The organism is Paraburkholderia lycopersici, from assembly GCF_900096975.1.
Classification (GTDB): Bacteria; Pseudomonadota; Gammaproteobacteria; order Burkholderiales; family Burkholderiaceae; genus Paraburkholderia; species Paraburkholderia lycopersici.
The window spans coordinates 318,356-342,152 of record NZ_FMYQ01000002.1; the positions used below are offsets into that span (position 1 = coordinate 318,356).

Below are 23,797 nucleotides of genomic sequence, written 5' to 3' on the forward strand. Positions count from 1 at the left end.
TCATGGCTACGCATACGCTCGATCTCGCCGCGCAACAGGCCGTGCAGCGGAAAAGGGAAGGCCGTGCCCGGGGCCTCGCGGGCGTGCTCGCCGCGCTCGCATGGCTTGGCGCGGCGGCGGTGACGTACTTCTGGCCGAGCCTCGACGACTGGCCACACTCGGACGCGCTGCTCGCAATCGAGCTGCTGCTTGCGGCCTTTTCGCTGCTGATTGCATGGCGTACGCGTCGTGCAACGCCGGCGGATGGCGGCACGGTGCCGCGCGGGTGGCTTGCTGCCGCGCCGTGGCTGCTTGCGCTCGCCGCAGGCACGAGCGCCTGGGAGGTGGTCACCGCCAAGCTCGAATGGCTGCCGCGACCCTTCTTCGCGCCACCCGAAGCGCTGATCGCCGTTTTCTTCGACGATTACGCAAGACTCGCCGCTAGCGTGTCGCATTCGTTTGGACTGCTTATCCTGGGTTATGCGATTGGCGCGGCAACGGGTTTCGTGGTGGGCGTGAGCATCGGCTGGTCGCGCGCGGTGGGATATTGGCTGCATCCCGTGCTTCGGCTCATCGGGCCGCTGCCGGCGACCGCGTGGCTGCCGCTCGCGTTCTTCTTCTTTCCGTCGAGCTTCAGCGCGAGTGTGTTTCTCATCGCGCTCGCCTCGGCATTTCCGGTGGCCGTCCTCACGTGGTCGGGCGTCGCGGGCGTGAGTCCGGCGTTCTACGACGTCGCGCGCACGCTCGGCGCGCGTCCCGGCTTTCTGATTGTGCGGGTCGCGATTCCGGCCGCGCTGCCTTCGGTGTTCGTCGGCCTTTTCATGGGCCTCGGGGCGTCGTTCTCGGTGCTCATCGTCGCCGAAATGATGGGCGTGAAGGCGGGGCTTGGCTGGTATCTGCAATGGGCACAGGGCTGGGCTGCCTATTCCAATATGTACGCGGGGCTGCTCGTGATGGCGCTGATGTGTTCGGGCCTCATCACGCTGCTCTTTCGCGTGCGCGATCGCCTGCTCGGCTGGCAAAAGGGACTGCTCAAATGGTAGCCACGAACGAAGCGTTCGCCGACGCACCGCGAAGCGTCGCGCGCCGCGCGGGCGCGCGTATCGATATCCGTCACGTCAGCCACGGTTTTGCGTTGCGCGGCGAGATGTTGCCTGTGCTCGATGACGTCAGCCTTACCGTGCAGCCCGGCGAATTCGTCGCGTTGCTGGGCCCGAGCGGCTGTGGCAAGTCCACGCTGCTGAGGCTTGTCGCGGGCCTCGAGCGGCCGCGCGCGGGTGCTATCGAGGCGGATGGCGCACCGATCGCCGGCCCCGATCCGTCGCGTGTGCTCGTATTTCAGGACCCGACGTTATTTCCGTGGCGCACGGTGCGCGACAACGTGGCCGTTGGTCCGCAGGCGCAGGGCGCCGGTCGCGGTCCGAACGGGCCGGACGTGCACGCGCGCATTGACGCCGCGCTGGAACTCGTCGGCCTGAGCGCGTTCGCGCATGCGTGGCCCCATCAGCTTTCCGGCGGCATGGCGCAGCGCGCGGCGCTCGCGCGCGGCCTCGTCAACGATCCCGCAGTGCTCGCGCTCGACGAGCCGTTCGGCAAGCTCGACTCGCTCACGCGCATGCGCATGCAGGCGGAACTCGTGACGCTGTGGCGGCGCGCGCGCTTTTCCGTGCTGTTCGTGACACACGACGTCGAAGAGGCGCTCGTCATGGCCAACCGCGTGGTGGTGTTCAGCGAACGGCCGGCGCGCATCGTCACAGAAGTGGTCAACGTCGCGCCGTATCCGCGTCATCGCGACGATCCCGCGCTTGTCGAGCTGCGCCGTAGCGTGCTCGAACAGCTCGGGCTCGATGCGTGAGCGTCGGGCCGCCCCTCATTTCCCGAATGGAACACCCCCCCCTCATGAATCCGATCGACGAACTCGCACCGTTCAGCCCTCCGCGTCGCGAATGGCTGCGCAAAACCGCACTAGCCGCGGGCGCCGCCGCAATGGGCGGTCTTTCCTTCGGCCTGCCGGCGACGCGCGCGCTCGCCGACGAGGGCTCGAAGTCGCTGAAGCTCTCCTGGAACGCGGGCGCGATCTGCACGGCGCCTGTGCCGGTCGCGCTCACACAGGGCTTTTTTCGCAAGCGCGGGCTCGACGTCGAACTCGTCAATTTCGCGGGTTCGACCGACCAGTTGCTCGAAGCGATCGCCACGGGCAAATCCGACGCGGGCGTGGGCATGGCGCTGCGCTGGCTCAAGCCGCTCGAGCAGGGCTTCGACGTCAAGCTCACCGCGGGGATTCACGGCGGCTGCATGCGCCTGCTCGCGACGAAGCGCTCGGGCATCGTCGATCTCGCGGGCCTGAAGGGCCGCACCGTCGGTGTGAGCGACATGGCGAGCCCCGCGAAAAACTTCTTCGCGATCACGCTGAGGAAGCTCGGCGTCGATCCGGACAGCGATGTGCGTTGGCGCCAGTATCCGGCCAACCTGCTCGGCGAGGCGCTGAAAAAGGGCGAAGTGCAGGCAATCGCCGACGGCGATCCGACCATCTGGACGCTGCGCGAATCGGATCATCTCTACGAAGTCTCGAACAACCTCTGCGGCGAATACGCCAACCGCGTGTGCTGCGTGCTCGGCGTGCGGGGTTCGTTGATCCGCAAGGACCGGGCCGCGGCGCAGGCGCTCACCGAAGCGCTCCTCGAAGCGACCGAATGGACCGCGAACCATCCCGACGACGCGGCAAAGGTCTTTTCGGCCTATGCACCGAACGCGGACGTCGGGCAGCTTGCCGCGATGCTCAGGAGCCACACGGACCATCACCATCCGACCGGCGAGGCCTTCCGCAAGGAAATCGCACGCTATGCCGACGACCTGAAAACGGTCGGCGTCGTTAACGCCGGCACGGATTCGGACCGGTTCGCGTCGCGCGTTTTCGCCGACGTCATCGCGTGATCCCCGCGCCCGCGATGCGCCAGCCCTGTGCCGCGCGCGGCGAGGGTCGGCGCGACGAAGACGGGTTGACGCGCGGCGGGACGCCGAGCCGGCGCGTCTGTTGCGCGACGAACGAGGCGATCCGCAGGCCGTCGGGCGAAGCGTTCGAATGCGCGATCAGCACGCGCTCGAAGCCGCCCTGCTCGCGCGCCCGCGCGACGGCCGCGATCCATGGCGGGTTGACGGCCGGCTTTCGGGAAGATGGATTACGCGGGACTCCTGAAGACTGGCGTAGCCGATGAATGCGACGCGCGCGACAGGGCTTCTTGCCGATCGCTGGATGGCGTGGACGGAGTGGCCGCGTGAGCCGCAAACGCGGCGCGGCCGAGATTGCCGAGCACGGTGTCGTTCTGCGGCGTATGAATGCGCGCGCAGAGCACGTCGCGATAGTGGCGCTCAAGCGGATTGTCGCGGGAGAGGCCCGGATTGCTGCTGGCTTCGAGCGCGATCTCGACCGCCTCGATCGCATGGCGGCTCACGAGGTACTTGATGGCCGGCGCTTCGTCCACGGGCACCGCGCCGGCTGCGCCCGCGTCGAGCAGCAGGCGGCTGGCGAGGAGGAGCGCGTCGATGCGGCCCGCGGTCTGCCGGAAGCTATCGAGACTCGAGAGCGGCGCGTTGAGTCCGGACGGCGTGCGCTTCGCGGCCCACTGCACGAACCAGTCGCGCGCGGCGCGCGCCACGCCGTCGTAGATCGCCGGCAGCAACACGTTCATCCATACCGCGGTCACCGGGTCCATGCTGTTCGAAGGCCCCGGCGTTTGCAGATCGACGGCGTGTTCGAGCGGCACTTCGACGTTCTCGAAAATCACCTCGTGACTGCCGGTGGCGCGCATCCCCAGATGATTCCACAGCGCGCCGATGCGTACGCCCGGCGAGTCGTAATGCACGAGCCAGGTGCCGACGCGCGCGGACGGTTCGTCGGTGCGGCCCCAGACGGCAAGCCATGTGAGGCCTGGGCTGCCCGTCGAATAGAGCTTGCGCCCGTTGAGAATCCAGCGGTCGCCGGCGCGACGGGCAACGGTCGCGGGTAGTCCGCCGCGCGAAGGCGAGCCGAGCTCGGGCTCGACGCGCAGCGAGTTGATGAGCGCGCCGCGTTCCACCGCGTCGCGCGCCACGCGCGCCTTGAGTTCGGCAGGCCAGTTCGGATTGGCCTGCAGACGCAGATGATAGAGACACTGCATCACGAAGATGAGCGCCGTCGACGGCTCGCCGCGCGCGATGGCGCGTACCACGCGCAGCGTCTGCGCGAGCGTTGCCTCGCGGCCGCCCAGCGAGCGCGGCACGGTGAGCGAAAGCAGGCCCGCGCGGCGCAGGCACGCGAGGTTCTCGTGCGGGAAGAGCGGACCGGCGTCGAGCGCGGCGGCGCCGCGCGCGAATGCGTCGGTGAGGTCGGCGAGCCAGGACGCGGCGGCGTCGGAATCGAGGTCGGCGAGCGCGGCGAGGGCGCTCGCGTCTCGTTCGGTGTCGGCGAGGGCGGCTTCGGGAGGTCGGTGTGTCATCGGGAGTCCAAACGACTGGCGGTGGTCAAGGCGCGGTGGGCGAGAACTGCTTGTCGAAGCTCGGCGCGACGTCGAGGCGCGTCTTGATGACGTCTGCGCGCAGATAGAGGTCGGCGGTGCGCTGCTGCTCGGCGATCAGGCCGTCGTCGATCGGGACGGGATGGAGTTGCGCGCGCCGGTACACGGTCTTCAGCACGTCGGCGGGCAGCCCCGTCACGCGCGACTGGATTGCCGCGACTTCGTCGGGATGCGAGAGCGCCCACCGCTGGCCGGCCGCCACGCGGCGCAGGAAATCGGCGAGCTCGGCGCGCTTGTCGCGGATCGCCGAGTCGGTCGCGGCCTCGAAGCTCAAGCCCGACGAGACGCCCACGCCGTTCGCGATGCTGCGCGCGTGCTGGCGTGCCTCGGTCAGCGCGACGTACGGGTCCCACGCGGCCCACGCATCCACGCCGCCGGAGGCGAGTGCGGCCTGCGCGTCGATGGGCTGCATGTAGGACCACGTCACGTCGGTGAGCTTGAGGTTCGCGCGTTCGAGCGTCGCGACGGCGAGATAGTGGCCGATGGAGCCGCGCGTGGTGGCAATGTGCTTGCCCTTGAGGTCGGCGGCGCTATGGATCGGCGAACCGGCTGGCACGACGATCGCGAGATCGACGGGGGTCGAGCGCGTGGCCGAGACCGCGCGGATCTTCGCGCCTGCCGCGTACGCAAAGATGAGCGGCGCGTCGCCAAGGCCGCCGACGTCGATCGCGCCCGCGTTGAGCGCCTCGCCGAGCGGCTGCGCCGCAGGGAAGTTGAACCATTCGATCTGATAGGGCACGTCCTTTAGCTGTCCCGACGCTTCGAGAATGCCGCGCGTCTGGAGCTGCTGGTCGCCGACCTTGAGCGTGGCAGCCGGCGCGGCGAGCGGCAACGCCGCGGCGAGCGCGAGGATCAGTCTTGCATAAACAGGGCGCATGAAAGCTTCCTCAGATGATGCGTATAGCGAAAAGAACACGATACGGAGGCCACCTTCATAACGCAAACGCATTGTTCTTCTATCGAAATATGCGGGGAGCAAATGCGCGGCGGCTTGAACGCCTGTCCACAAAGACGCTAAGCTAGGCGATCATCACATCGGGACCACCATGAAACTCGACGAGATCGAAGCTTTCGTCGCCGTCGTGCGCAGCGAGTCGCTGAGCCAGGCGGCCGAACGGCTCGAGCTGACCCAACCGGCCGTGACGCGGCGCATCCAGAACTTCGAGGAATCGCTGGGCGTGGAGCTGCTCGACCGCAACACCAAGCCCATGCGCACGACGCCGATGGGCCGCGCCGTCTACGACCAGTGCCGCGCGATCGTGCGTGAAATCGACGTCCTGCGGCAGCTCGTGAACGACGGCGCGCCGCTCGCCGGCGTGCTGCGCCTCGGCGTGGCGCAAACCGTTGCGGACATCGCGATGCTCGACGCGTTGCAATCGCTGCGTCACGCGCATCCGGAGTTGCAGGCGCGCGTCTCCACGGGCTGGGGCTCGCCGCTGCTGCAGAAAGCGGAGGACGGCGAGCTCGATGCGGCCGTCGTGTTGCTGCCGGCGAACCGCGCATTGCCGGAGACGCTCGCGGGCGAATCGCTCGGCACGCTCAAGCTCGCCGTGGTCGCGCAAAAGGGGCTGCTCAAGCGCCGTGCGCACACGCTCGCCGAATGCCAGGCGCACGGCTGGGTGCTCAATCCCGACGGCTGCGGGTTTCGAGCCGGTCTGCAGCACGCGCTCGCGGCGCAGGGCCACGTGCTCAAGCTGAATCTCGAAACGCTGGGCACCGAGTTGCAGCTCGGACTTGTCGCCGACGGCGTGGGGCTCGGGCTGGTGCCGCAGCCGCTCGTGGCGGCAAGCGCCCACGCCGCCTCGCTCGATATCGTTCATGTGAGCGACTTCAAGCCGGAGATCGCCGTGTGGATCGTGCGTTCGCGCGCGATCGGCAAGATGGAGTCTGCGCTTGCGGTGCTCGCGCAGAGCATTGCGCGAAGTTTCAGGTCCGCAAGGCTCGCACGCGCGGCCTGAGAGGCGGCGGCGCGGCGCGTGCCGGGCCGCCCTCGGTCCCGGGTTCGCCACGGCGATATCCCAAGGCAAGGTGCGATGCGTTCATGCCCACCACGCAGCAGCGCGTCAGCATACTGTGCTGATTGTCCAGCACGTTCACCATTGTGACCGGGGTTCTTTGCTTGACGGTAACGGTCTTGCAGCATGGCATGGCTTCTGCTTTTGGTGAGCAACCGCCAATTCTGATTTGCCGGAGCCGATATGACCGCCTCAAATCACCTGAAATCCATCTCTACGTCCGATGCACCGCTCTCGAGGGGCACGGATTACGAGCGTTTGGCCGACCGTTTTCGCCCGATTTTTGCCCGTATCGCAGACGGTGCGCTCGAACGCGAGCGCTCGCGTTCGCTGCCTTACGAACCGATCGAGTGGCTTCGCAACGCCGGCTTCGGCGCGGTTCGCGTGCCTGTCGAGTACGGTGGCGCTGGCGCATCGGTGCCGCAGCTCATCCAGTTGCTGATCGAACTGGCGGAGGCGGATTCGAATCTGCCGCAGGCGCTGCGCGGGCATTTCGCATTCGTCGAAGATCGCCTGAACGCCGACCCCGGCGCTGCGCGCGACGTATGGTTCAAGCGTTTCGTTGCGGGTGAACTGGTGGGCAACGCCTGGACGGAGGTCGGCGGCGTCGCCATTGGCGACGTCATCACGCGCGTGTCGCGCTCCGGCGACGGCTGGGTGGTGAACGGCTCGAAATACTATTCGACCGGAAGCATCTTCGCCGACTGGATCGACGTATTCGCGCGCGACGAGAATGGCCGCGATGTGATTGCCGCCGTGCGTACCAATCAGCCTGGCGTGAAGCGGAGCGACGACTGGGACGGCTTTGGCCAGCGAACCACGGGAAGCGGGACGACGGTTTTCACGGCCGCGCGCGTGGAGGAAGAGGACATTATCGATTTCTCGACGCGCTTCAAGTATCAGACGGCACTCTATCAGCTCGTGCTGCTGTCCGTTCTGGTGGGCACCGGGCGCGCTGCGCTGCGCGATTTTGCGCGCGAAGTCCGCACACGAAAGCGCATCTACAGCCATGGTAACGCGCCCTCGTTCGCGCAGGACCCGCAGGTGCAGCAGGTGGTCGGCGAGGCGGCCGCGCGCGTGTTTGCCGCCGAGGCGGCCGCGGTACGGGCGAGCCACGCTTCGCAACGTGCGTACGAAGCGCGCTTCGGCGGCGACGCGCAAGCCGAGCATCAGGCCAATGTCGAAGCCGAGCTCGATTCGGCGTTCGGGCAGGTCGCCATCGCCGATCTCGTGCTGCGAGCGACGACCGATCTGTTCAACGCGCTCGGCGCGTCTGCTGCGAGCGAGAGCAAGGCGCTCGATCGCCACTGGCGCAACGCGCGCACGGCAGCCTCGCACAATCCGCTGATCTTCAAGTCCCGCATCATCGGCGACTGGAAGATCAATGGCACGGAGCCGCCCTATGTCTGGCAGATCGGCGCGGGTCCGGCTAACCTGACGGACAAGACGCCGGTTGCGGCCTGAACCCCGGCGGGCCATTCACTTGTGCGCGGATGGACGGTCTGCCCGATGAGGCCGTTCTTCGCCGTTATTTGAGCGCGCTGATTTCGCGCGCGCGGATCAGTCTGGCGCGTAACACGTTGCGGCTGATTCCAAGCAGTTTCGCCGCCTGGATCTGATTGCGGTGACTGAATTCGAACGCCACGCGCATCACCGTATCCTCGATGTGCTCGAACAGAACGTCGTGTTGCTCGTCGAACAGGCCGCGCAGCGCCTGCTCGAACGCTTCCTGTGCATGACTGCCGTGCTGCGCGAATCCGCTGCGGGAAGGTAGTACGGTGTCGCCGTACCTGATCTGGAGATCGGATTCCTGGAGCAGGGCGTGACGGCTCACCAGCAGCGCATGGTGGATGACGTTTTCCAGCTCGCGGATATTGCCGGGCCAACGATGTGCGAGCAGTTTTTGCTCGGCCCGCGCATCGATGTCCGCCGGTCCGTAGCCGAGGCGGCTGCGATAGTCGTCGATGAAATAGCGCGCGAGCGGCAGGATGTCGCGTGGCCGGTCACGGAGGGCGGGGATCGCAAGCTGCACGACGTTGAGTCGGTAGAACAGGTCTCCGCGGAAGTGGCCCGCCGCGACCGCATCGTGCAGATGGATATTGGTGGCCGCCACCACGCGCACGTCGATCGGAATGCTATGGCGCGACCCGAGCCGGACGATTTCGCGCTCCTGCAGCACGCGCAGCAGCTTGACCTGCATCGACAGGGGCAGGTCGCCGATCTCGTCGAGGAACAGGGTGCCTCCATTGGCTGCTTCGAACCAGCCTGGCTTGGCGCTGAATGCGCCTGTGAACGCGCCTTTTTCGTGGCCGAACAGTTCGCTTTCCACCAGCGTTTCGGAGAACGCGCCGCAGTTGACGGCGACGAACGGCCGGTTCTTGCGGTGGCTCAGATTGTGCACATGACGTGCAACCAGTTCTTTCCCAGTCCCCGTTTCGCCGACGATCAGCACGCTTGCGTCGCTGGGCGCGACCATGCGGATCTGCTCGAGCAGCGAGAGCGAGCAGGGATCGACGAACACCTGTGCGCGTGCGCGGATCGAGGTGGTGAGCGTATGCCGGTCGGGCAAGGTCAGCACGGCCACGTCGGCAGTACTAATCGGCTCGTCCGGCTGGGCGGCTGGGAGCGAATGGTTCATGAGTAGAAGGTCGGTTTGGGGTAGGTTCGTTTGAGCGCCCACTCGCCGAGCTCGCGCAGCTTGTAGGCCAGCGGATCGTGCAGCGAGTGCGTGCGCAGATTGCGCCAGTGCCGGTCCAGACCCAGCGCGCCATGCGTGGCGCGGGCCCCGGCGACATCGAACATGCGGGTACAGATGTCGAGGCCGATCCGGATGGCGGGCACTTTGGCGCTCGCGACGGCAAGCGCGACTTCTCCGCGTTCCTCTTCGCTGAGTGCCGCGTCACGCGCCCAGGCGTCGTCAAGGCGGTGGGCCGCGCGATCGGCGAGCACGCGTACGGCCTCGAGGCCGGCCCAGAATTCCCCGTACTGGCCCACGATGTAGGGATCGTCGCCGGTTCGCTCGACGCCGGAAGACGGCCACGGTCTGGCTTCGTGCAGGGTGTAGTGGCGTGCGTCGTTGAACGCGGCTTCACCGATGCCGAGGTAAATATTCGTGAGAACCAGTTGGGCGATCAACGGACGCAGGCACGCGCGCGGCGTGGAGAGCGGGCCCGGATTGCCGAGAATTTCGTGATGCTCGATGCGCACTTTCTCGAGTGTGACCGTGCCGCTGTCGGTCTGACGCTGCCCGATGTTGTTCCAGTCTTCCGAGATCGAGATGCCGCTGCGTTGCGTCGGAATGGCCGCGATCAGCAACGCATTCGTGTCGATATCGCGTGCCGACACGATCAGCATTTCGGAATCGAGCGCGCCTGAGCAGAAACTCTTCTGGCCGCTGAATTCGAGCCAGCCATTGCATGGCGAACTGACCGCGCGCTCGTCCAGCGGGTTGAGGGCATTGCCCCAGAACCAGTTGTGGGTCGCCGTCTGCTGGAACCATGGTTCCCATTGCGCCGGCGCGCCAAACAGTCGGACGGTCGCCAGCAGCAGATGATGAAAACCGAATAGGTGCGCGATCGAGCTGTCGGCGCGGGCCAGCGTGCGCACGATGTCGAGCGTGGTGTGCCAGCTTGCGCCGAGGCCGCCGTAGACGGTGGGAATGCTGAGCCGCAGAAGACCGCTCGCGCGCAGTTCGTCTCGCTCGGCCTTCGGCGTGCCACCCGCGCGGTCCCGCTCGGCGGCGGTTTCCGCGAATCGGGCGGCCAGGTTCGCGGCGATGGTGCGTACCGTTTGCGTATCGGCGTGCGTTTCTTGCCGCACGGGCAGCCCGGTCGTGTCAGGGTATGTCGCGAGTGTTGCCATGTGAGGGGAAGTGAAAGGGACGCGGTGCAGTGCCGCGGTTGCAGGAATTTTCTTTAGCGTGATGCTGCTTTGGAAGCAACGAATTTTCATATCCAATCCACGTGGCGAGGCCTCGGGCAGAAAAGACGGCGCGACTGCTGGGTGAGCAGCAAGTTATTGATGGGCCGCTGCCTGAGAAGCATCGGGCGTAACGGATCTTCGGTTTTCTGGCCAGTTCCCTATGGCATACGACGTGCTTGGTGAAGGCGAAATATCGAACAGAAGGAGTTATGCCTATGCATTCCATCAGTACGGAGACTGCGGAATCGGCCCCGTGGCAACCGGTCGTGGACTCGGTTGCCGAGGAACTGGAGCGCACGGCCGTCGCGCGCGACCGGGCGGGAGGGACGGCGTTGCACGAGCGGCGTGTGCTGCGCGATAGCGGGCTGCTCGGCCTGAGCGTGCCTCGCGCGTATGGCGGTCACGGAGCGAGTTGGTCCGACACCCTGGCTGTCGTGCGGCGCTTTGCCCAGGTGGACAGTTCGCTCGCACACCTGTTTGCCTTCCAGCATCTGCATCTCGCCACGGTGCGCCTGTTCGGGCGGCCGCGGCAATGGGAGCCGTGGTTTGAGCAGACCATTGCGCAACGCTGGTTCTGGGGCAACGCGCTCAACCCGCTCGATCAGGGCACGCGAGCGGTGCCGGACCGCGCCGGAGGATGGTATTTCGTCGGGCGCAAGAGCTTCTGTTCCGGTGCAGCCGATTCGGATCGCCTGCTGGCCTCGGCGTTCGATGAGCAGGGGCGTTTGCTGATCGGTGTGGTGCCGACCTCGCGTAAGGGGATCGGCGTGCTCGACGACTGGGACAACATGGGCCAACGCCAGACCGATAGCGGGACTGTGGTATTCGATCAGGTTGCGGTGGCGGGCAATGAGGTGCTTGCCGATCCGGGACCGCTGTCGTCGCCGTTCGCGTGTCTGCGCCCGTTGCTGGCACAGTTGATTCTCGCGCATATTTATCTCGGTCTCGGCGAGGGCGCACTGCGGACCGCGCGGGATTTCACGCGGGCAAGCAGCCGAGCGTGGATCGCGTCGCCCGCCTCGCATCCCACGGAAGATCTATATGTACAGGGCCATTACGGCCGTTTCTGGCTCGCGCTCGAAGGCGCTCGCGTATTGGTCGGGCGTGCGGCTTCCGCATTCGATTCCGCATGGCGCCGTGAAACGGCGCTCACGGAGACCGAGCGCGGGAAGGTGGCAATAGCCGTGGCTGCCGCGAAGGTTCAGTCCGCGCAGGCGGGTCTCGACGTCACGCAGCGCATGTTCGAGGTGACCGGGGCGCGTGCAACGACGGCGGCGCTGCGGTTCGACCGGTTCTGGCGGAATCTGCGCGTTCATACCCTGCACGATCCAATCGACTACAAGATTCGTGAGCTGGGGGACTGGGCACTGAACGAGCGTTTTCCGGATCCGTCCTTTTATTCCTGATGCTGCTGATGGAGCAGTGGGGAAGCAATGCTGCTGCCCGCCATTCATCGGGATTCGGAATATGGTTTCCATGGCTTCCCGTATTAATTAAGGATCACGTAATAATCCATGAATGCGGCGGAGATATCGAAGATTTACGTTCCATTCAGTCTCCTGCGGATCGGCAATCGATAGCCTGGCACGGTATTCGCTAAACAGGTCGTAAGCGTGGTCACGACGCCGTGGCACATGAAAAGGAATTCACGATGAGCAAGAAGATTTATAAGGTCGTCGCGGTATCGGGCAACACGTCGCGACCGTCTCGCACGCTTACGCTGACCGAGGCATTGCTGTCAGGCCTGCGTGCGGGGCTGCCGGTCGAGCCGCAACTGATCGAGCTTGGCGATATTGCGCCCATGCTGTCCGGCGTGCTTTCGCGAGCGGACGCTTCGGCTGAACTGGAATTGCGGTTGCGCGCGATCGAGGAAGCCGATGCGCTGATCGTTGCGAGCCCGGTTTATCGGGCGTCGTATACGGGGCTTTTCAAGCATCTGTTCGACCTCGTGCATCACGAGGCGCTGATCGACGTGCCGGTGCTGCTGGCCGCGACGGGCGGCAGCGAGCGTCACGCGCTGGTGATCGACCACCAGTTGCGCCCACTATTCAGTTTCTTCCAGGCGCGGACGCTGCCGATCGGCGTCTACGCATCCGAGCAGGATTTCCGGAATCACGCGATCACCAGCGCCGAACTGCTCGCGCGCATCGAACTTGCCGTTGAGCGGGCGGTGCCGCTCGTGCGGGAAAGCAGCCGTTTCGAATCTTCCGTGGCCACGCAGGCCGCATGAGTCTCCACATCTTCTGAACAGGGTATTTTCATGAGCCATACCACTTCTGCCGACGCCGTCAAGTTCGCCTACTGGGTGCCGAACGTGAGCGGCGGCCTTGTCGTGAGCACGATCGAGCAGCGCACCGACTGGAGCCTCGACTACAACCAGCGTCTCGCGAAAGCCGCGGAGAATGCCGGATTCGAATATGCGCTGAGCCAGATTCGCTTTACGGCCGGTTATGGCGCCGAATACCAGCACGAGTCGGTGTCGTTCAGTCAGGCGCTGCTGCAGGCCACCACGAAACTCAAGGTGCTCGCGGCGATTCTGCCGGGGCCCTGGCATCCGGCCGTGGTCGCCAAGCAGATCGCGACGATCGACCACATCACGAATGGCCGTATCGCGATCAACGTGGTCAGCGGCTGGTTCAAAGGCGAGTTCACGGCGATCGGCGAGCCGTGGCTCGAGCACGACGAGCGCTATCGCCGCTCCGAGGAGTTCATCCGTGCGCTCAAGGGCATCTGGACCCAGGACAACTTCACCTTCAAGGGCGACTTCTACCGCTTCCATGACTACACGCTGAGTCCGAAGCCAGTGCAGAAACCACACCCCGAAATTTTCCAGGGCGGCAGTTCGCGCGCCGCGCGCGACATGGCCTCGCGTGTGTCGGACTGGTATTTCACGAATGGCAATACGCCTGCGAACCTCAAGGCCCAGATCGACGACATTCGCGAGAAGGCGGCGAAAAACGGCCACGAGGTTCGTATCGGCGTGAATGCGTTCATCATTGCGCGCGACACGGAGGAAGAGGCGAAAGCCGTGCTCGACGACATCATCGCGCACGCGCACGTGGAGGCCGTGAACGCGTTCGGCGACGCGGTGAAGCAGGCCGGCAATGCTTCGCCGGAAGGTGAAGGAAACTGGGCCAGGTCGACCTTCGAGGATCTGGTCCAGTACAACGACGGCTTCCGTACGAACCTGATCGGCACGCCGCAGCAGATCGCGGAGCGCATCGTCGAACTGAAGGCCGTCGGCGTCGATCTGGTGCTGGCCGGCTTCCTGCACTTCATCGAGGAAGTCGAATATTTTGGCAAGAAGGTCCTGCCGCTCGTGCGCGAACTGGAAAGCCGCCGGCAGAAGGCCGTGGCCTGACGCGAGGATCATGACATGTCGCAAGCTGCACCGGCCCTGCTCGCCGTCGACGGCATTTCGCTCTCGTTCGGGGGCGTCAAGGCCATCACCGACATCAGTTTCGAGGTGGCGGCGGGTGAAATCTGCGCGCTGATCGGTCCGAACGGCGCGGGCAAGAGCTCGCTGCTGAACGTCATCAACGGCGTATATCGCCCGCAGCAGGGCACGGTGCGCTTCGATGGTCATGCGTACCGGCGCATGGACCCCTATCAGGTGGCGCATCGGGGGATCGCGCGCACGTTCCAGAACCTCGCACTGTTTCGCCGGATGACGGTGTTCGACAACGTGCTGACCGGCCGGAACCTGCACCGGCGCAGCACCTGGCTCGAGCAGACCCTGCATCTCGGGCGCGCGCACCGCGACGAAGCGGAACAGCGCAGGCAGGCCGAACGCGTGATCGAGACGCTGGAATTGCATTCGTATCGCGACGCCGTAGCCGGCACCTTGTCCTATGGCCTGCAAAAGCGTGTCGAACTGGCGCGTGCGCTGGCTGCCGAGCCGCGCCTGCTGCTGCTCGACGAACCGATGGCCGGCATGAACGCCGAGGAAAAACACGCGATGGCGGGGTACATCCTTGACGCGAGCGAATATCTCGGCCTTACCGTGGTGCTGATCGATCACGACATCGGCGTGGTGATGGGGCTGTCCGATCACGTGGTCGTGCTCGACTACGGGCGGAAGATCGCCGACGGCCGGCCCGAGGAAGTGCGAACGAATCCCGAGGTGCTCGCGGCTTATCTCGGCACGCGGCACTGACGCACAGGCGAGGAAAACATGGAATTCTTCATTGAAGTACTGGTCGGCGGCCTGCTCGCCGGCGTGATGTACTCGCTCGTCGCGATCGGCTTCGTCCTGATCTACAAGGCGTCGGGGATCTTTAATTTCGCGCAGGGCTCGCTCGTCCTGTTCGGCGCGCTGACCTACGTGAGTCTCGTCGAACGCGGCTGGAGCGCGTGGCTCGCATTCGCGGCGACGCTCGTGGCGCTCGTCGTGATCGCCGTCGTGACGGGGCGACTGGTGCTGCTTCCGCTTGTGAATCGCTCGCCCATCGTGCTGTTCATGGCGACCCTCGGCCTGAGCCTGATTCTCGAAGGCGCGGCGCAACTGTTCTGGGGCGCGCAGGTGCATGGCCTCGATCTCGGTATCGACGACAAGCCGCTGCGCCTCGCCGGCGTGATGGTCAGCCAGTTCGACCTGTTCGCGGCGGCGATGGCCGGCGTGCTCGTACTCGGGTTTTCTCAGTTCACGAAATGGTCCCGGCTCGGACTGGCCCTGCGCGCGGTGGCGGACGATCCGCTGGCCGCCTTTGCGGTCGGCGTGCGCCTGCCGCGTGTCTGGACCACTGTCTGGGCGCTGGCCGGCTTTACCAGCCTGGTGGCGGGCCTGCTCTGGGGCGCCCGGCTAGGCGTGCAGTTCTCGCTTTCGCTCATCGTGCTCAAGGCCCTGCCGGTTCTGATCATCGGGGGCTTTTCGTCGATCGGCGGCGCGATCGCCGGCGGGCTGCTGGTCGGTGCGACCGAGAAACTCGCCGAAGTGTATGCCGGTGCCGTGATCGGAGACGGCATCGAGAACTGGTTCCCGTATCTGCTCGCGATGCTGTTCCTGCTGGTACGTCCGTACGGGCTGTTTGGCGAGCCGGCTGTCGAGCGTATCTAAGGGAGCGAAGCATGGAACTTGCCGACAACACGACATCCGTCCCGACCCGGCGCCGGACCAACCCGCTTCGATGGCTCGTGCCGGCGGCGCTCGCGTTCATTGCGTTCGCCGGCGTGCCGCTGTGGGCCAACGACTATTGGCTCAATGCGATCCTTGTGCCGTTCCTGATCCTCTCGCTTGCGGGGCTGGGTCTCAATTTCCTGACGGGCTACGCGGGGCAGTTGTCGCTCGGTTCGGCCGCGTTCATGTCGATTGGTGCGTATGCGAGCTACAACCTGCTCGTGCGTCTGCCCGCGTTGCCGCTGCCCGTCGACCTGTTGCTTGGCGGACTGGTGAGCGCGGCGGCGGGCGTGCTGTTCGGGCTGCCGAGCCTGCGCATCAAGGGGTTCTATCTGATCGTCTCGACGCTGGCCGCGCAGTTTTTCGTGGTCTGGTTGTTCACGCGCGTGGGCTGGTTCTCGAACAACGACACTTCGGGCGTACTGAGCGCGCCGAGGCTTTCGATCGGTCACTGGGCCATCGATACGCCGGCTTCCCGTTACCTGTTCGTGCTCGGCGTCGTCATGGTGGTGTTCGCGTTCGGCATGAGCCTCGTGCGCAGCGAACTTGGACGACGCTGGATGGCGGTACGCGACATGGACACGGCTGCCCGGGTGATCGGCATTCCAGTCGGGCGCACGAAACTGCTGGCATTTGCGCTGAGTTCGTTCGCGCTCGGCATTGCCGGCGCGCTCTGGGCCTTCGCGTACCTCGGCACGATCGAGCCGGACGGATTCAGTCTCAACCTGTCGTTCCAGGTGCTGTTCATCATCATCATCGGTGGCATGGGCAGCATCGGGGGGAACTTCCTTGGCGCGGCCTTCATCGTGCTGCTGCCGATTCTGCTCTCCAACGCGGGCGGTCTGCTAGCGAATGTCGGCATTGGCGACGATCAGCTCCAGAACCTGCAAAAGATCGTGTTCGGATGCCTGATCATCGTTTTCCTGATCAAGGAGCCGGAGGGTCTTGCGCGGCTTGTACAACTGGTCTGGCAACGGCGATCGGGCGACGCCTGAAATTCTAAATCGATTTTTTTTGCAAATGAAAATAAGGAATACGAATATATGGAATCGAACCAGATGAACGCCCGGCGTTTCCCGCCGGGGAAATGGCTCGCCGCGCTGGGTCTCGCGCTGACGCTCGGCGCGGCCGCAGCATCGCACGCGCGGGCCGAGGGCGCTCAGTATTTCCCGTTGCAGAGCTATCGCGTCGGCCCCTATGCGGCCGGCGGCAGCGGCTTCTTTGGCGGCTTTATCGACTACATGAAGTTGATCAATGCGCGTGACGGCGGGGTGAACGGGGTCAAGCTGGTCTGGAAGGAGTGCGAGACCGAGTATGTGGTCGAAAAGGGCGTGGAGTGCTATGAGCGCCTCAAGAACAGCGGCCCGAACGGCGCACCGACGGCGGCGACCAATCCGCTGTCGGTTGGCATTGCCTACGCGACGATCGACCGTTCCACCGCCGACAAGATTCCGCTCATCACGATCAACCACGGTCGTACGGACTCGACCGACGGCGCGGTGTTCCCGTACATTTTCCCGCTGCAGCTCAATCCATACAGCGAGGTGTCGGCCATCGTCAACTATATCGGCCAGCGCTCGGGCGGGCTCGCGAACCTCAAGGGCAAGAAGATCGTGGTGCTCTACCACGGCTCCCCCTATGGCCGCGAGACGATTCCGGTGGTCGATCTGCTGGCGAAGAAATACGGCTTCGACGTGACCCAGATCGAAGTGCCGCACCCGGGGAACGAACAGGGATCGCAGTGGCTGAAGATTCGCCAGATCAATCCCGACTGGGTGATCCTGCGCGGCTGGGGCGTGATGAACCCGGTTGCGCTCAAGACGGCGCAGAAGGTCGGCTATCCGGTCGATCACATCATCGGCAACATCTGGAGCAATTCGGAGGAAGACGTCCGGCCCGCGGGCGACGCGGCCAAAGGGTTCATCTCGATCACGACGCATCCGTCCGGCACCGATTATCCGGTGCTCCAGGCGATCAGCCAGTACGTGATCAAGCCCGGAAACGGCGATCTCAAGGACCCGGCGCGCTTCGGCACCGTGTACTACAACCTCGGCGTGGTGAACGGCATTCTCAACGTCGAGGCCGTGCGGGTCGCGCAGCAGAAGTTCGGCAACAAGCCGCTGACGGGCGAGCAGGTGCGGTGGGGCTTCGAGCACCTGAATCTCGACGATGCGCGTCTCAGGCAGCTTGGCGCGCTCGGCCTCGTGCAACCGCTCAAGCTGTCCTGCGCGGATCACGAGGGCGGCGGCGCGGTGCGGTTTCAGCAGTGGGACGGCCGGCAGTGGCGCGTGATAAGCGACTGGGTGCAGGCAGACCGCGCACTGCTGCGGCCGATCATCGAGAAGTCGGCGCAGTCCTACGCGAAGGAGAAGGGCATTACGCCGCGCGATTGCAGCAAGGACCTCTGAGATGAGCGAGCCGATCCTGCAGGTCGACGAGATCGCGGTGACCTATGGCCGGATCATTCCGGCCTTGCGAGGGGTGTCTCTGGCGGTGCCGCACGGCGCGATCGTGGCGCTGCTCGGCGGCAATGGCGCGGGCAAGAGCACGACGCTCAAGGCCATATCGAGTCTCGTGCACGCCGAGCGCGGCGAACTCGTGGGCGGTCGCGTGCGCTACCAGGGCGAGGACGTTGCGGGTATCGAGCCGTGGACGCTGGTCGAGCGGGGTCTCGTGCAGGTGCTCGAGGGGCGGCGCTGCTTCGCGCATCTGACGGTCGAGGAAAACCTGCGGATCGGTTCGTTCGCGCGGCGGCCGCGGCGCGCCGAAATCGATGTGGAGCTGGAGCGCATCTATGAAATCTTCCCGCGCCTCAAGGTGCGCCGGAAGTCGCTGACGGGCTATACGTCGGGCGGCGAGCAGCAGATGGTGGCCATCGGCCGGGCCTTGATGGCCCGTCCTGCGCTCGTGCTGCTCGACGAGCCTTCGATGGGGCTCGCGCCGCAGGTCGTCGAGGAGATTTTCGACATCGTTGCCGCGCTCAGCCGCGACGAAGGCATGAGCGTGTTGCTCGCTGAACAGAATGCCGCGATTGCCCTGCGCTATGCGAGCTATGGCTATGTCCTGGAAGGCGGGCGCGTGGTTGCGCACGGTGAGGCGGACCGACTCAGTGGAGTCGACGCGTTACAGGATGCCTATCTTGGCGGCGCGCCGGTCGATTACGGTTCCCGACGCGCACGACCGGCGGCGCTGGCGACTTCCGCATGACGGGCGTTGCCGTTCGGGAAGCCCGGTGAGATCGGGTAATCAACAGCACGGGGCGCCGATCGTCTATACGACCGCCCACGGGGTTCCGTGCGGACAGAAGGAGAAAAGGCATGAGTCGCCAGATCCGTTTCAATGCGTTCGAGATGAACTGCGTGGGCCACCAGTCCCCGGGGCTGTGGACACATCCGCGGGACCGTTCGTGGCAGTACAAGGACCTCGAATATTGGACCGACCTCGCGAAATTGCTCGAGAAAGGTATCTTCGACGGAATTTTCATTGCCGACGTCGTGGGCTACTACGACGTCTATCACGGTAACGCATGGCATGCGCTGAACCAGGGCGTACAGATTCCGGTCAGCGACCCGCTGCAGCTGGCAGCCCCCATCGCGCTGGCGACCGAACATCTGGGTATCGGCATTACCGCATCCACTTCGTTCGAGCATCCGTATACGTTCGCACGCAGGCTGTCCACCGCTGACCACCATACGAAGGGCCGGGTTGGCTGGAACATCGTGACCTCCTATCTCGAGAGCGGAGCAAAGAACGTTGGCCAGAGCGGACTCGCCATCCACAACAACCGGTACGAGATCGCGGCCGAATACGTCGAGGTGATTTACAAGCTGCTGGAGGGAAGCTGGGAAGACGGCGCGGTCGTGCGCGACCGGGAGAAGCGTATCTTCGTGCATCCGGAAAAGGTGCATGAGATAGGCCACAAGGGGCGTTACTTCGATGTGCCAGGCTATCACCTGAGCGAGCCTTCTCCGCAGCGCACTCCGGTCCTGTATCAGGCGGGCTCGTCGGGGGCGGGCAAGGCGTTTGCCGCGGGGCATGCGGAATGCGTGTTCGTGTCCACGCCGCTGCGCGGCACGCTTCGCGCATACGTCGCAGACATTCGCCGGCAGGCGGCCGAGGCGGGGCGGGATCCGCGCTCGATCCTTACCTATGCGCTCGTGACGGTGATTGTCGACGAGACGGACGCAAAGGCGCAGGCCAAGTTCGAGGAGTACCAGCGATACGTCTCTCGCGACGGCGCGCTGGCCCTGTTGTCGGGATGGACTGGAATCGATTTCGGCCAGTATGCCCCGACCGACCTCGTCAAATACGTCGAAACCAATGCGATCGTTTCGACGGTCGAGCATCTGGCCAACGGAGGCAAGGCGTGGACGATCGACGAACTGGCGCGCTGGGGAGGGATCGGCGGGCTGGGGCCCGTGTTCGTCGGTTCGGCTTCGACGGTTGCGGACATCCTCCAGGAGTGGGTCGAGGAAACGGACGTGGACGGCTTCAATCTGGCCTACGCCGTGGCACACGAGACGTTCGAGGACGTGGTGCATTACCTCGTGCCGGAACTCCAGCGGCGCGGCGTGTACCCGGGCGCGTATCGGCCGGGAACGCTGCGCGAGAAGCTCTTCGGCAACGGGGCCTACTTGCCGGAGAGCCATCCGGCTGCACAGTACCGCGATATCGAGCGTTTCAAGCGCGAGCAACAGCAACGGCAACAGCCCGCTGTTGCAGGATAGGCGGGGAGACGCTCGTGGGGGACCTTCAGCCACTGGATGCGGACGTGTCGTTCGAATCTGCGGCATTGCTGACAAGCATCGCGGCAGATGGAAGGGTCGGCGCTGGAAGGAGGCAGAGGACAAATACCATTCACCCGTTTTTACGTTAATTATCAGGAATGCATGCTATGTCGAAGAAAACTGAGGCCGAAACGACCGAGAGTCGTCCCCGTGTGAACTCTTCCGCGCCGTTTGCGCCGCGCCCACGTCCGGGTGTGCCGGCGCATGTGATCCGTGACGATGCCGAGGCACTCCAGACTGCTCGACGTCTTGCCGCCGAATTCTCCCAAGGTGCGTCGGAGCGCGATCGTGAGGGGTGGCTTCCCGTCGACGAAGTGGATGCGTATTCGCAGTCGGGGCTGTGGGGTATTACGGTGCCGCGCGCCTATGGCGGGGCGGAGGTGTCCTACGCAACGCTCGCCGAGGTCATCAGCACCATTGCCGCGGCTGATTCGAGCATTGCGCAGATTACGCAGAATCATCTAGCGCTTGTCTCGCAGATTGCGCTAGACGCGAGCGACAGTCAGAAGAAGGAACTTTTCGGTCTGGTACTCGAAGGCTACCGTTTTGGCAACGCATTCTCCGAGCGTAACAGCCGCAACGTAGCGGCGTTCGAGACGCGGCTCGTCGAGCAGGGCGAGGACGTGGTCGTCAATGGTCAGAAGTTCTATACGACCGGCGCATTGCTCGCGCATATCGTGCCGATCGTCGCGGTCGATGCAGACGGCAAGGGTTTCCTGGTATTCGCGGAACGCGATGCGCCGGGGCTCACGGTGATCAATGACTGGTCGAGCTTTGGGCAGCGGGTCACGGCATCGGGCTCGATCCTGATCGACAACGTGAAAGTGCCGAAGTCCCGTGTAGTTTCCGTGGATGCGTTTGATCGCCCGACGGCAGCCGGTCCGATTTCGCAGATCATTCAAGCCGCCATCGACGCGGGGATTGCAAGGGGAGCCCTTGACGAGACGGTCGCTTTCTTGCAGACAAAGAGTCGTCCCTGGATTGATAGCGGAAAGGATCGGGCGACGGAGGACCCGTTGACGATTTCGACGGTCGGCGGTCTCGTGATTCGCTTGCATGCGGCGGAAGCGCTGCTCGAGCGGGCAGGGCGTCGTATCGACGCGGCAGTGCGTGCGCCCGGCGAGGACACGGTGACGGCCGCGGCGCTGGCGACTGCCGAAGCCAAGGTGCTGACCACGGAGGTAGCCATCGAGGCGACGAACCGCCTGTTCGAACTGGCCGGTACGCGTTCCACGCTGGCCGAACACAACCTCGACCGATACTGGCGCAATGCACGTGTGCATACGCTGCATGACCCGGTGCGGTGGAAATATTTCCACATCGGAAATTACGAGCTGAACGGTATTAGCCCGCCGCGCCATCCCTGGAACTGAGCTTCATTGGTTGGCCGCTGTTTGCGAAGTGGCTCACTTTACCCATGCTGCAAGCGGTCCGGGGGGCAGTCGCCCCCGGCCGCATTCCGGTCGCCAAATAAACACCAGGGAGAAACACGGATGAATACGACTGTTCGAACGCATAGGTCGGGCCACCGCGTGATTGATCTGCGCTGCCGCCCGGCCTATCTGCACGACTTTTTCGGCGCGAGGCCGGGGTCCGCTGGCGAGGCCGCCGCGCGGTGGTTGAACCGCCGCGTGGGCACGCGAGGCGACGATGCGCATTTCATCCGCTCGCGTACACCAGAGGGCTTTCTGGACGAAGTGCGCGAGGCGGGCCTGGCTCACGCCGTCGTAGTGGGACGCCATACGCCCAGCCAGCATCTGCCGAACGACACCATTCACCACATTGTAGGTGGCCATACTGAATTGATCGGCATCGGTTCCGTGGACCCCGTTTTGCAAGGTGAAGACGTCGCTCTGGCCGAGGCGGAGCGTGCGGTCCGAACGCTGGGGCTGGCTGGCATCAATATCGAACCGGGTTTCGGCGAGCCACCGCGGCACCCGGACGATCCGGCTTACTGGCCAGTCTACGAACTGGCCGTGAGTCTGAAGGTTCCTGTGTTTTTGATGAGCGGCCCGACCACACCGGACCTGCGTTTCAATGATCCGGCACCGCTTGCGCGCGTCGCTCAGGCATTCCCCTCACTGCAGATCGTGGCCTTTCACGGCTACTGGCCCAACGTGCAGCAGATCGTAGGCGTGGCGTTTCGCTACGAAAACGTATTCGTGGTGCCCGACATGTATTTGTTCCAGCCGGGCAGTCAGACCTATGTCGATGCGGCCAACAGTTTTCTGGGCGACCAGTTGCTGTTCGGCTCTTCATATCCATTCCGTCCGATCGCTCAGACCATCGACGATTTTCTTACGTTGGGTTTCAGTGAGGATCGGCTGGACAAGCTCTTGTACAGCAATGCCGCAAGGCTATTCAAATTAGGCGATTAGCGTTGGCAAACAAACAATACTATGTAGTCCGTTGCTGAGGGCAAGGCCCACAGGGTTTTGACTTTAATCACGGCGCGGGGCGTCAAACGCAACGACAATACGCGTCGTCTACACGTCGCAGGAGTGCCGGGCTCTCTTGCCTCTCCTGCGAACTCCGCGCCGGGCTTTATGCCCGGCGCTTTTTTTTGCGAGTCGGCTTCGCGGCAGTGGGCCGGCGGGCGAACGCCAGGAGGTCTTTCCGCGATGCGGTCCGCAACCCGGCTTGCAATTCGCACCCGTCCGGTGCATGGTTCAACGACTTGTCACCGCAACCGGCTTGAACCAGGAGACTTCACGATGTCGCTCGCGTTATATGGCCACCCGTTCTCCTCGTACACGCAGAAGGTGCTTGTCGCGCTGTACGAGAACAACACGCCCTTCGAGTTCCGGAACATCGGTCCGGATACGCCCGAGCATACGGCGGACTGGCTGCGGCGTTGGCCGCTGCGCAAGTTCCCGCTGCTCGTGGATGGCGAGCGCAATGTCGCCGAGACGAGCGTCATCATCGAGTACCTGCAACTTGCGCATTCGGGGCCGGCGCGCCTGCTGCCCACCGATCCGATGGCCGCACTCGACGTGCGTTTTCTCGACCGCTTCTTCGACCTGCACGTCATGACGCCCGTGCAGCGCGCGGTGGAAGGCGCGCTGACCGGCGACCCGGCAAGACGCGAGGAGGGGCTGGCCTTCGCCATCGAAAAACTCGAGCTTGCATACGCATGGCTCGAAGGCCATCTCGGGGGCAAGACCTGGGCGGCGGGCGAAGACTTCACGCTGGCCGATTGCGCTGCGGCGCCGTCGCTCTTCTACGCGGACTGGACACATCGCATTGGCCCGGCGTATCGCGTACTGCGTGCGTATCGCGAGCGCCTGCTCGCCCGTCCCTCATTCGCCCGTGCGGTGGATGAGGGGCGGCCGTACCGTCCGTTGTTTCCGCTCGGGGCACCCGAGCGCGACTGATGTCGCGGTCGCGGCAATGCGCGCGGCCATAATTCGTCAAGCTGCTTGCAAG

General features: G+C 64.7%; 21 protein-coding genes. 17 read left to right on the forward strand and 4 right to left on the reverse strand.

What is annotated here, in order from left to right:
• The first annotated feature begins 2 nt into the window (after positions 1-2).
• The 3 genes from BLU17_RS04210 to BLU17_RS04220 are packed head-to-tail and all read left to right on the forward strand — an operon-like array spanning position 3 to position 2,913.
• The gene (locus tag BLU17_RS04210) at positions 3-1,022 is read left to right on the forward strand and encodes an ABC transporter permease (protein ID WP_091994879.1); all 1,020 of its coding nucleotides are present in this window, start codon (positions 3-5) and stop codon (positions 1,020-1,022) included.
• On the forward strand, positions 1,016-1,834 hold the full coding sequence (locus BLU17_RS04215; RefSeq protein WP_091994882.1) for an ABC transporter ATP-binding protein: 819 nt from the start codon (positions 1,016-1,018) through the stop codon (positions 1,832-1,834). The genes BLU17_RS04210 and BLU17_RS04215 overlap by 7 nt, the downstream gene beginning before the upstream one ends.
• Positions 1,835-1,878: 44 nt before the next feature.
• The gene (locus BLU17_RS04220) at positions 1,879-2,913 is read left to right on the forward strand and encodes an ABC transporter substrate-binding protein (RefSeq protein ID WP_091994885.1); all 1,035 of its coding nucleotides are present in this window, start codon (positions 1,879-1,881) and stop codon (positions 2,911-2,913) included.
• Positions 2,914-3,158: 245 nt separating this feature from the next.
• On the opposite strand, the gene BLU17_RS04230 is transcribed toward BLU17_RS04220, so the two are convergent.
• Complete coding sequence (locus BLU17_RS04230) at positions 3,159-4,454, reverse strand: acyl-CoA dehydrogenase family protein (RefSeq protein ID WP_091994888.1); 1,296 nt, start codon at positions 4,452-4,454, stop codon at positions 3,159-3,161.
• Between the two features lie 25 nt (positions 4,455-4,479).
• On the reverse strand, positions 4,480-5,409 hold the full coding sequence (locus tag BLU17_RS04235; protein WP_091994891.1) for an ABC transporter substrate-binding protein: 930 nt from the start codon (positions 5,407-5,409) through the stop codon (positions 4,480-4,482).
• 169 nt (positions 5,410-5,578) lie between these two features.
• On the opposite strand from BLU17_RS04235, the gene BLU17_RS04240 reads away from it, so the two are divergent.
• Both BLU17_RS04240 and BLU17_RS04245 read left to right on the forward strand, forming a co-directional pair.
• Positions 5,579-6,490, forward strand: coding sequence for a LysR family transcriptional regulator (locus BLU17_RS04240; protein WP_091994895.1), 912 nt, complete (start codon positions 5,579-5,581; stop codon positions 6,488-6,490).
• A gap of 240 nt (positions 6,491-6,730) precedes the next feature.
• Positions 6,731-8,011, forward strand: a complete 1,281-nt coding sequence (locus BLU17_RS04245) for an acyl-CoA dehydrogenase family protein (RefSeq protein ID WP_091994899.1) — start codon at positions 6,731-6,733, stop codon at positions 8,009-8,011.
• A 64-nt stretch (positions 8,012-8,075) separates the two neighbouring features.
• Here the strand turns inward: BLU17_RS04245 and BLU17_RS04250 are convergent, their stop codons facing one another.
• Complete coding sequence (locus BLU17_RS04250; protein WP_091994903.1) at positions 8,076-9,185, reverse strand: sigma-54 interaction domain-containing protein; 1,110 nt, start codon at positions 9,183-9,185, stop codon at positions 8,076-8,078.
• The gene (locus BLU17_RS04255) at positions 9,182-10,408 is read right to left on the reverse strand and encodes an acyl-CoA dehydrogenase family protein (RefSeq protein ID WP_091994906.1); all 1,227 of its coding nucleotides are present in this window, start codon (positions 10,406-10,408) and stop codon (positions 9,182-9,184) included. Before BLU17_RS04255 ends, BLU17_RS04250 begins: the two co-directional genes overlap by 4 nt.
• Before the next feature lie 275 nt (positions 10,409-10,683).
• Here BLU17_RS04255 and BLU17_RS04260 point away from each other — a divergent pair, with 275 nt between their 5' ends.
• The 12 genes from BLU17_RS04260 to BLU17_RS04315 all read left to right on the forward strand — a co-directional run bounded on the left by BLU17_RS04260 (position 10,684) and on the right by BLU17_RS04315 (position 23,745).
• Positions 10,684-11,874, forward strand: a complete 1,191-nt coding sequence (locus tag BLU17_RS04260) for an acyl-CoA dehydrogenase family protein (protein WP_091994910.1) — start codon at positions 10,684-10,686, stop codon at positions 11,872-11,874.
• Between the two features lie 245 nt (positions 11,875-12,119).
• Positions 12,120-12,698: an FMN reductase gene (msuE, locus tag BLU17_RS04265; protein ID WP_091994914.1), complete on the forward strand. Its 579-nt coding sequence runs from the start codon at positions 12,120-12,122 to the stop codon at positions 12,696-12,698.
• A 30-nt stretch (positions 12,699-12,728) separates the two neighbouring features.
• Positions 12,729-13,829: a dimethylsulfone monooxygenase SfnG gene (sfnG, locus tag BLU17_RS04270; RefSeq protein WP_091994918.1), complete on the forward strand. Its 1,101-nt coding sequence runs from the start codon at positions 12,729-12,731 to the stop codon at positions 13,827-13,829.
• Between the two features lie 15 nt (positions 13,830-13,844).
• Complete coding sequence (locus BLU17_RS04275; protein ID WP_091994922.1) at positions 13,845-14,624, forward strand: ABC transporter ATP-binding protein; 780 nt, start codon at positions 13,845-13,847, stop codon at positions 14,622-14,624.
• An 18-nt stretch (positions 14,625-14,642) separates the two neighbouring features.
• Positions 14,643-15,524 (forward strand): branched-chain amino acid ABC transporter permease, encoded by an 882-nt coding sequence (locus BLU17_RS04280; RefSeq protein WP_091994927.1) that lies wholly within the window; start codon positions 14,643-14,645, stop codon positions 15,522-15,524.
• A gap of 11 nt (positions 15,525-15,535) precedes the next feature.
• Positions 15,536-16,579 (forward strand): branched-chain amino acid ABC transporter permease, encoded by a 1,044-nt coding sequence (locus tag BLU17_RS04285; protein ID WP_091994930.1) that lies wholly within the window; start codon positions 15,536-15,538, stop codon positions 16,577-16,579.
• Positions 16,580-16,642: 63 nt separating this feature from the next.
• Positions 16,643-17,992, forward strand: coding sequence for an ABC transporter substrate-binding protein (locus BLU17_RS04290; RefSeq protein ID WP_091995118.1), 1,350 nt, complete (start codon positions 16,643-16,645; stop codon positions 17,990-17,992).
• Position 17,993: 1 nt separating this feature from the next.
• Positions 17,994-18,791, forward strand: a complete 798-nt coding sequence (locus tag BLU17_RS04295; RefSeq protein WP_091994933.1) for an ABC transporter ATP-binding protein — start codon at positions 17,994-17,996, stop codon at positions 18,789-18,791.
• A gap of 110 nt (positions 18,792-18,901) precedes the next feature.
• Entirely contained in the window at positions 18,902-20,311 is a 1,410-nt protein-coding gene (locus tag BLU17_RS04300; protein ID WP_091994937.1) for an LLM class flavin-dependent oxidoreductase, read from the forward strand.
• Positions 20,312-20,478: 167 nt separating this feature from the next.
• Positions 20,479-21,744, forward strand: a complete 1,266-nt coding sequence (locus BLU17_RS04305; protein WP_091994941.1) for an SfnB family sulfur acquisition oxidoreductase — start codon at positions 20,479-20,481, stop codon at positions 21,742-21,744.
• Between the two features lie 120 nt (positions 21,745-21,864).
• The gene (locus BLU17_RS04310) at positions 21,865-22,749 is read left to right on the forward strand and encodes an amidohydrolase family protein (RefSeq protein WP_091994943.1); all 885 of its coding nucleotides are present in this window, start codon (positions 21,865-21,867) and stop codon (positions 22,747-22,749) included.
• 336 nt (positions 22,750-23,085) lie between these two features.
• Positions 23,086-23,745: a glutathione S-transferase family protein gene (locus BLU17_RS04315; protein WP_091994947.1), complete on the forward strand. Its 660-nt coding sequence runs from the start codon at positions 23,086-23,088 to the stop codon at positions 23,743-23,745.
• Positions 23,746-23,797 lie beyond the last annotated feature (52 nt).

Coding starts and splice junctions, on each gene's coding strand:
- BLU17_RS04285 (WP_091994930.1), top strand. CDS start 15,536: ATGGAACTTGCCGACAACACGACATCCGTCCCGACCCGGCGCCGGACC.
- BLU17_RS04255 (WP_091994906.1), bottom strand. CDS start 10,408: ATGGCAACACTCGCGACATACCCTGACACGACCGGGCTGCCCGTGCGG.
- BLU17_RS04245 (WP_091994899.1), top strand. CDS start 6,731: ATGACCGCCTCAAATCACCTGAAATCCATCTCTACGTCCGATGCACCG.
- BLU17_RS04300 (WP_091994937.1), top strand. CDS start 18,902: ATGAGTCGCCAGATCCGTTTCAATGCGTTCGAGATGAACTGCGTGGGC.
- BLU17_RS04260 (WP_091994910.1), top strand. CDS start 10,684: ATGCATTCCATCAGTACGGAGACTGCGGAATCGGCCCCGTGGCAACCG.
- BLU17_RS04210 (WP_091994879.1), top strand. CDS start 3: ATGGCTACGCATACGCTCGATCTCGCCGCGCAACAGGCCGTGCAGCGG.
- sfnG (WP_091994918.1), top strand. CDS start 12,729: ATGAGCCATACCACTTCTGCCGACGCCGTCAAGTTCGCCTACTGGGTG.
- BLU17_RS04280 (WP_091994927.1), top strand. CDS start 14,643: ATGGAATTCTTCATTGAAGTACTGGTCGGCGGCCTGCTCGCCGGCGTG.
- BLU17_RS04240 (WP_091994895.1), top strand. CDS start 5,579: ATGAAACTCGACGAGATCGAAGCTTTCGTCGCCGTCGTGCGCAGCGAG.
- BLU17_RS04295 (WP_091994933.1), top strand. CDS start 17,994: ATGAGCGAGCCGATCCTGCAGGTCGACGAGATCGCGGTGACCTATGGC.
- BLU17_RS04310 (WP_091994943.1), top strand. CDS start 21,865: ATGAATACGACTGTTCGAACGCATAGGTCGGGCCACCGCGTGATTGAT.
- BLU17_RS04305 (WP_091994941.1), top strand. CDS start 20,479: ATGTCGAAGAAAACTGAGGCCGAAACGACCGAGAGTCGTCCCCGTGTG.
- BLU17_RS04275 (WP_091994922.1), top strand. CDS start 13,845: ATGTCGCAAGCTGCACCGGCCCTGCTCGCCGTCGACGGCATTTCGCTC.
- BLU17_RS04250 (WP_091994903.1), bottom strand. CDS start 9,185: ATGAACCATTCGCTCCCAGCCGCCCAGCCGGACGAGCCGATTAGTACT.
- BLU17_RS04220 (WP_091994885.1), top strand. CDS start 1,879: ATGAATCCGATCGACGAACTCGCACCGTTCAGCCCTCCGCGTCGCGAA.
- BLU17_RS04215 (WP_091994882.1), top strand. CDS start 1,016: ATGGTAGCCACGAACGAAGCGTTCGCCGACGCACCGCGAAGCGTCGCG.
- BLU17_RS04315 (WP_091994947.1), top strand. CDS start 23,086: ATGTCGCTCGCGTTATATGGCCACCCGTTCTCCTCGTACACGCAGAAG.
- BLU17_RS04290 (WP_091995118.1), top strand. CDS start 16,643: ATGAACGCCCGGCGTTTCCCGCCGGGGAAATGGCTCGCCGCGCTGGGT.
- BLU17_RS04235 (WP_091994891.1), bottom strand. CDS start 5,409: ATGCGCCCTGTTTATGCAAGACTGATCCTCGCGCTCGCCGCGGCGTTG.
- msuE (WP_091994914.1), top strand. CDS start 12,120: ATGAGCAAGAAGATTTATAAGGTCGTCGCGGTATCGGGCAACACGTCG.
- BLU17_RS04230 (WP_091994888.1), bottom strand. CDS start 4,454: ATGACACACCGACCTCCCGAAGCCGCCCTCGCCGACACCGAACGAGAC.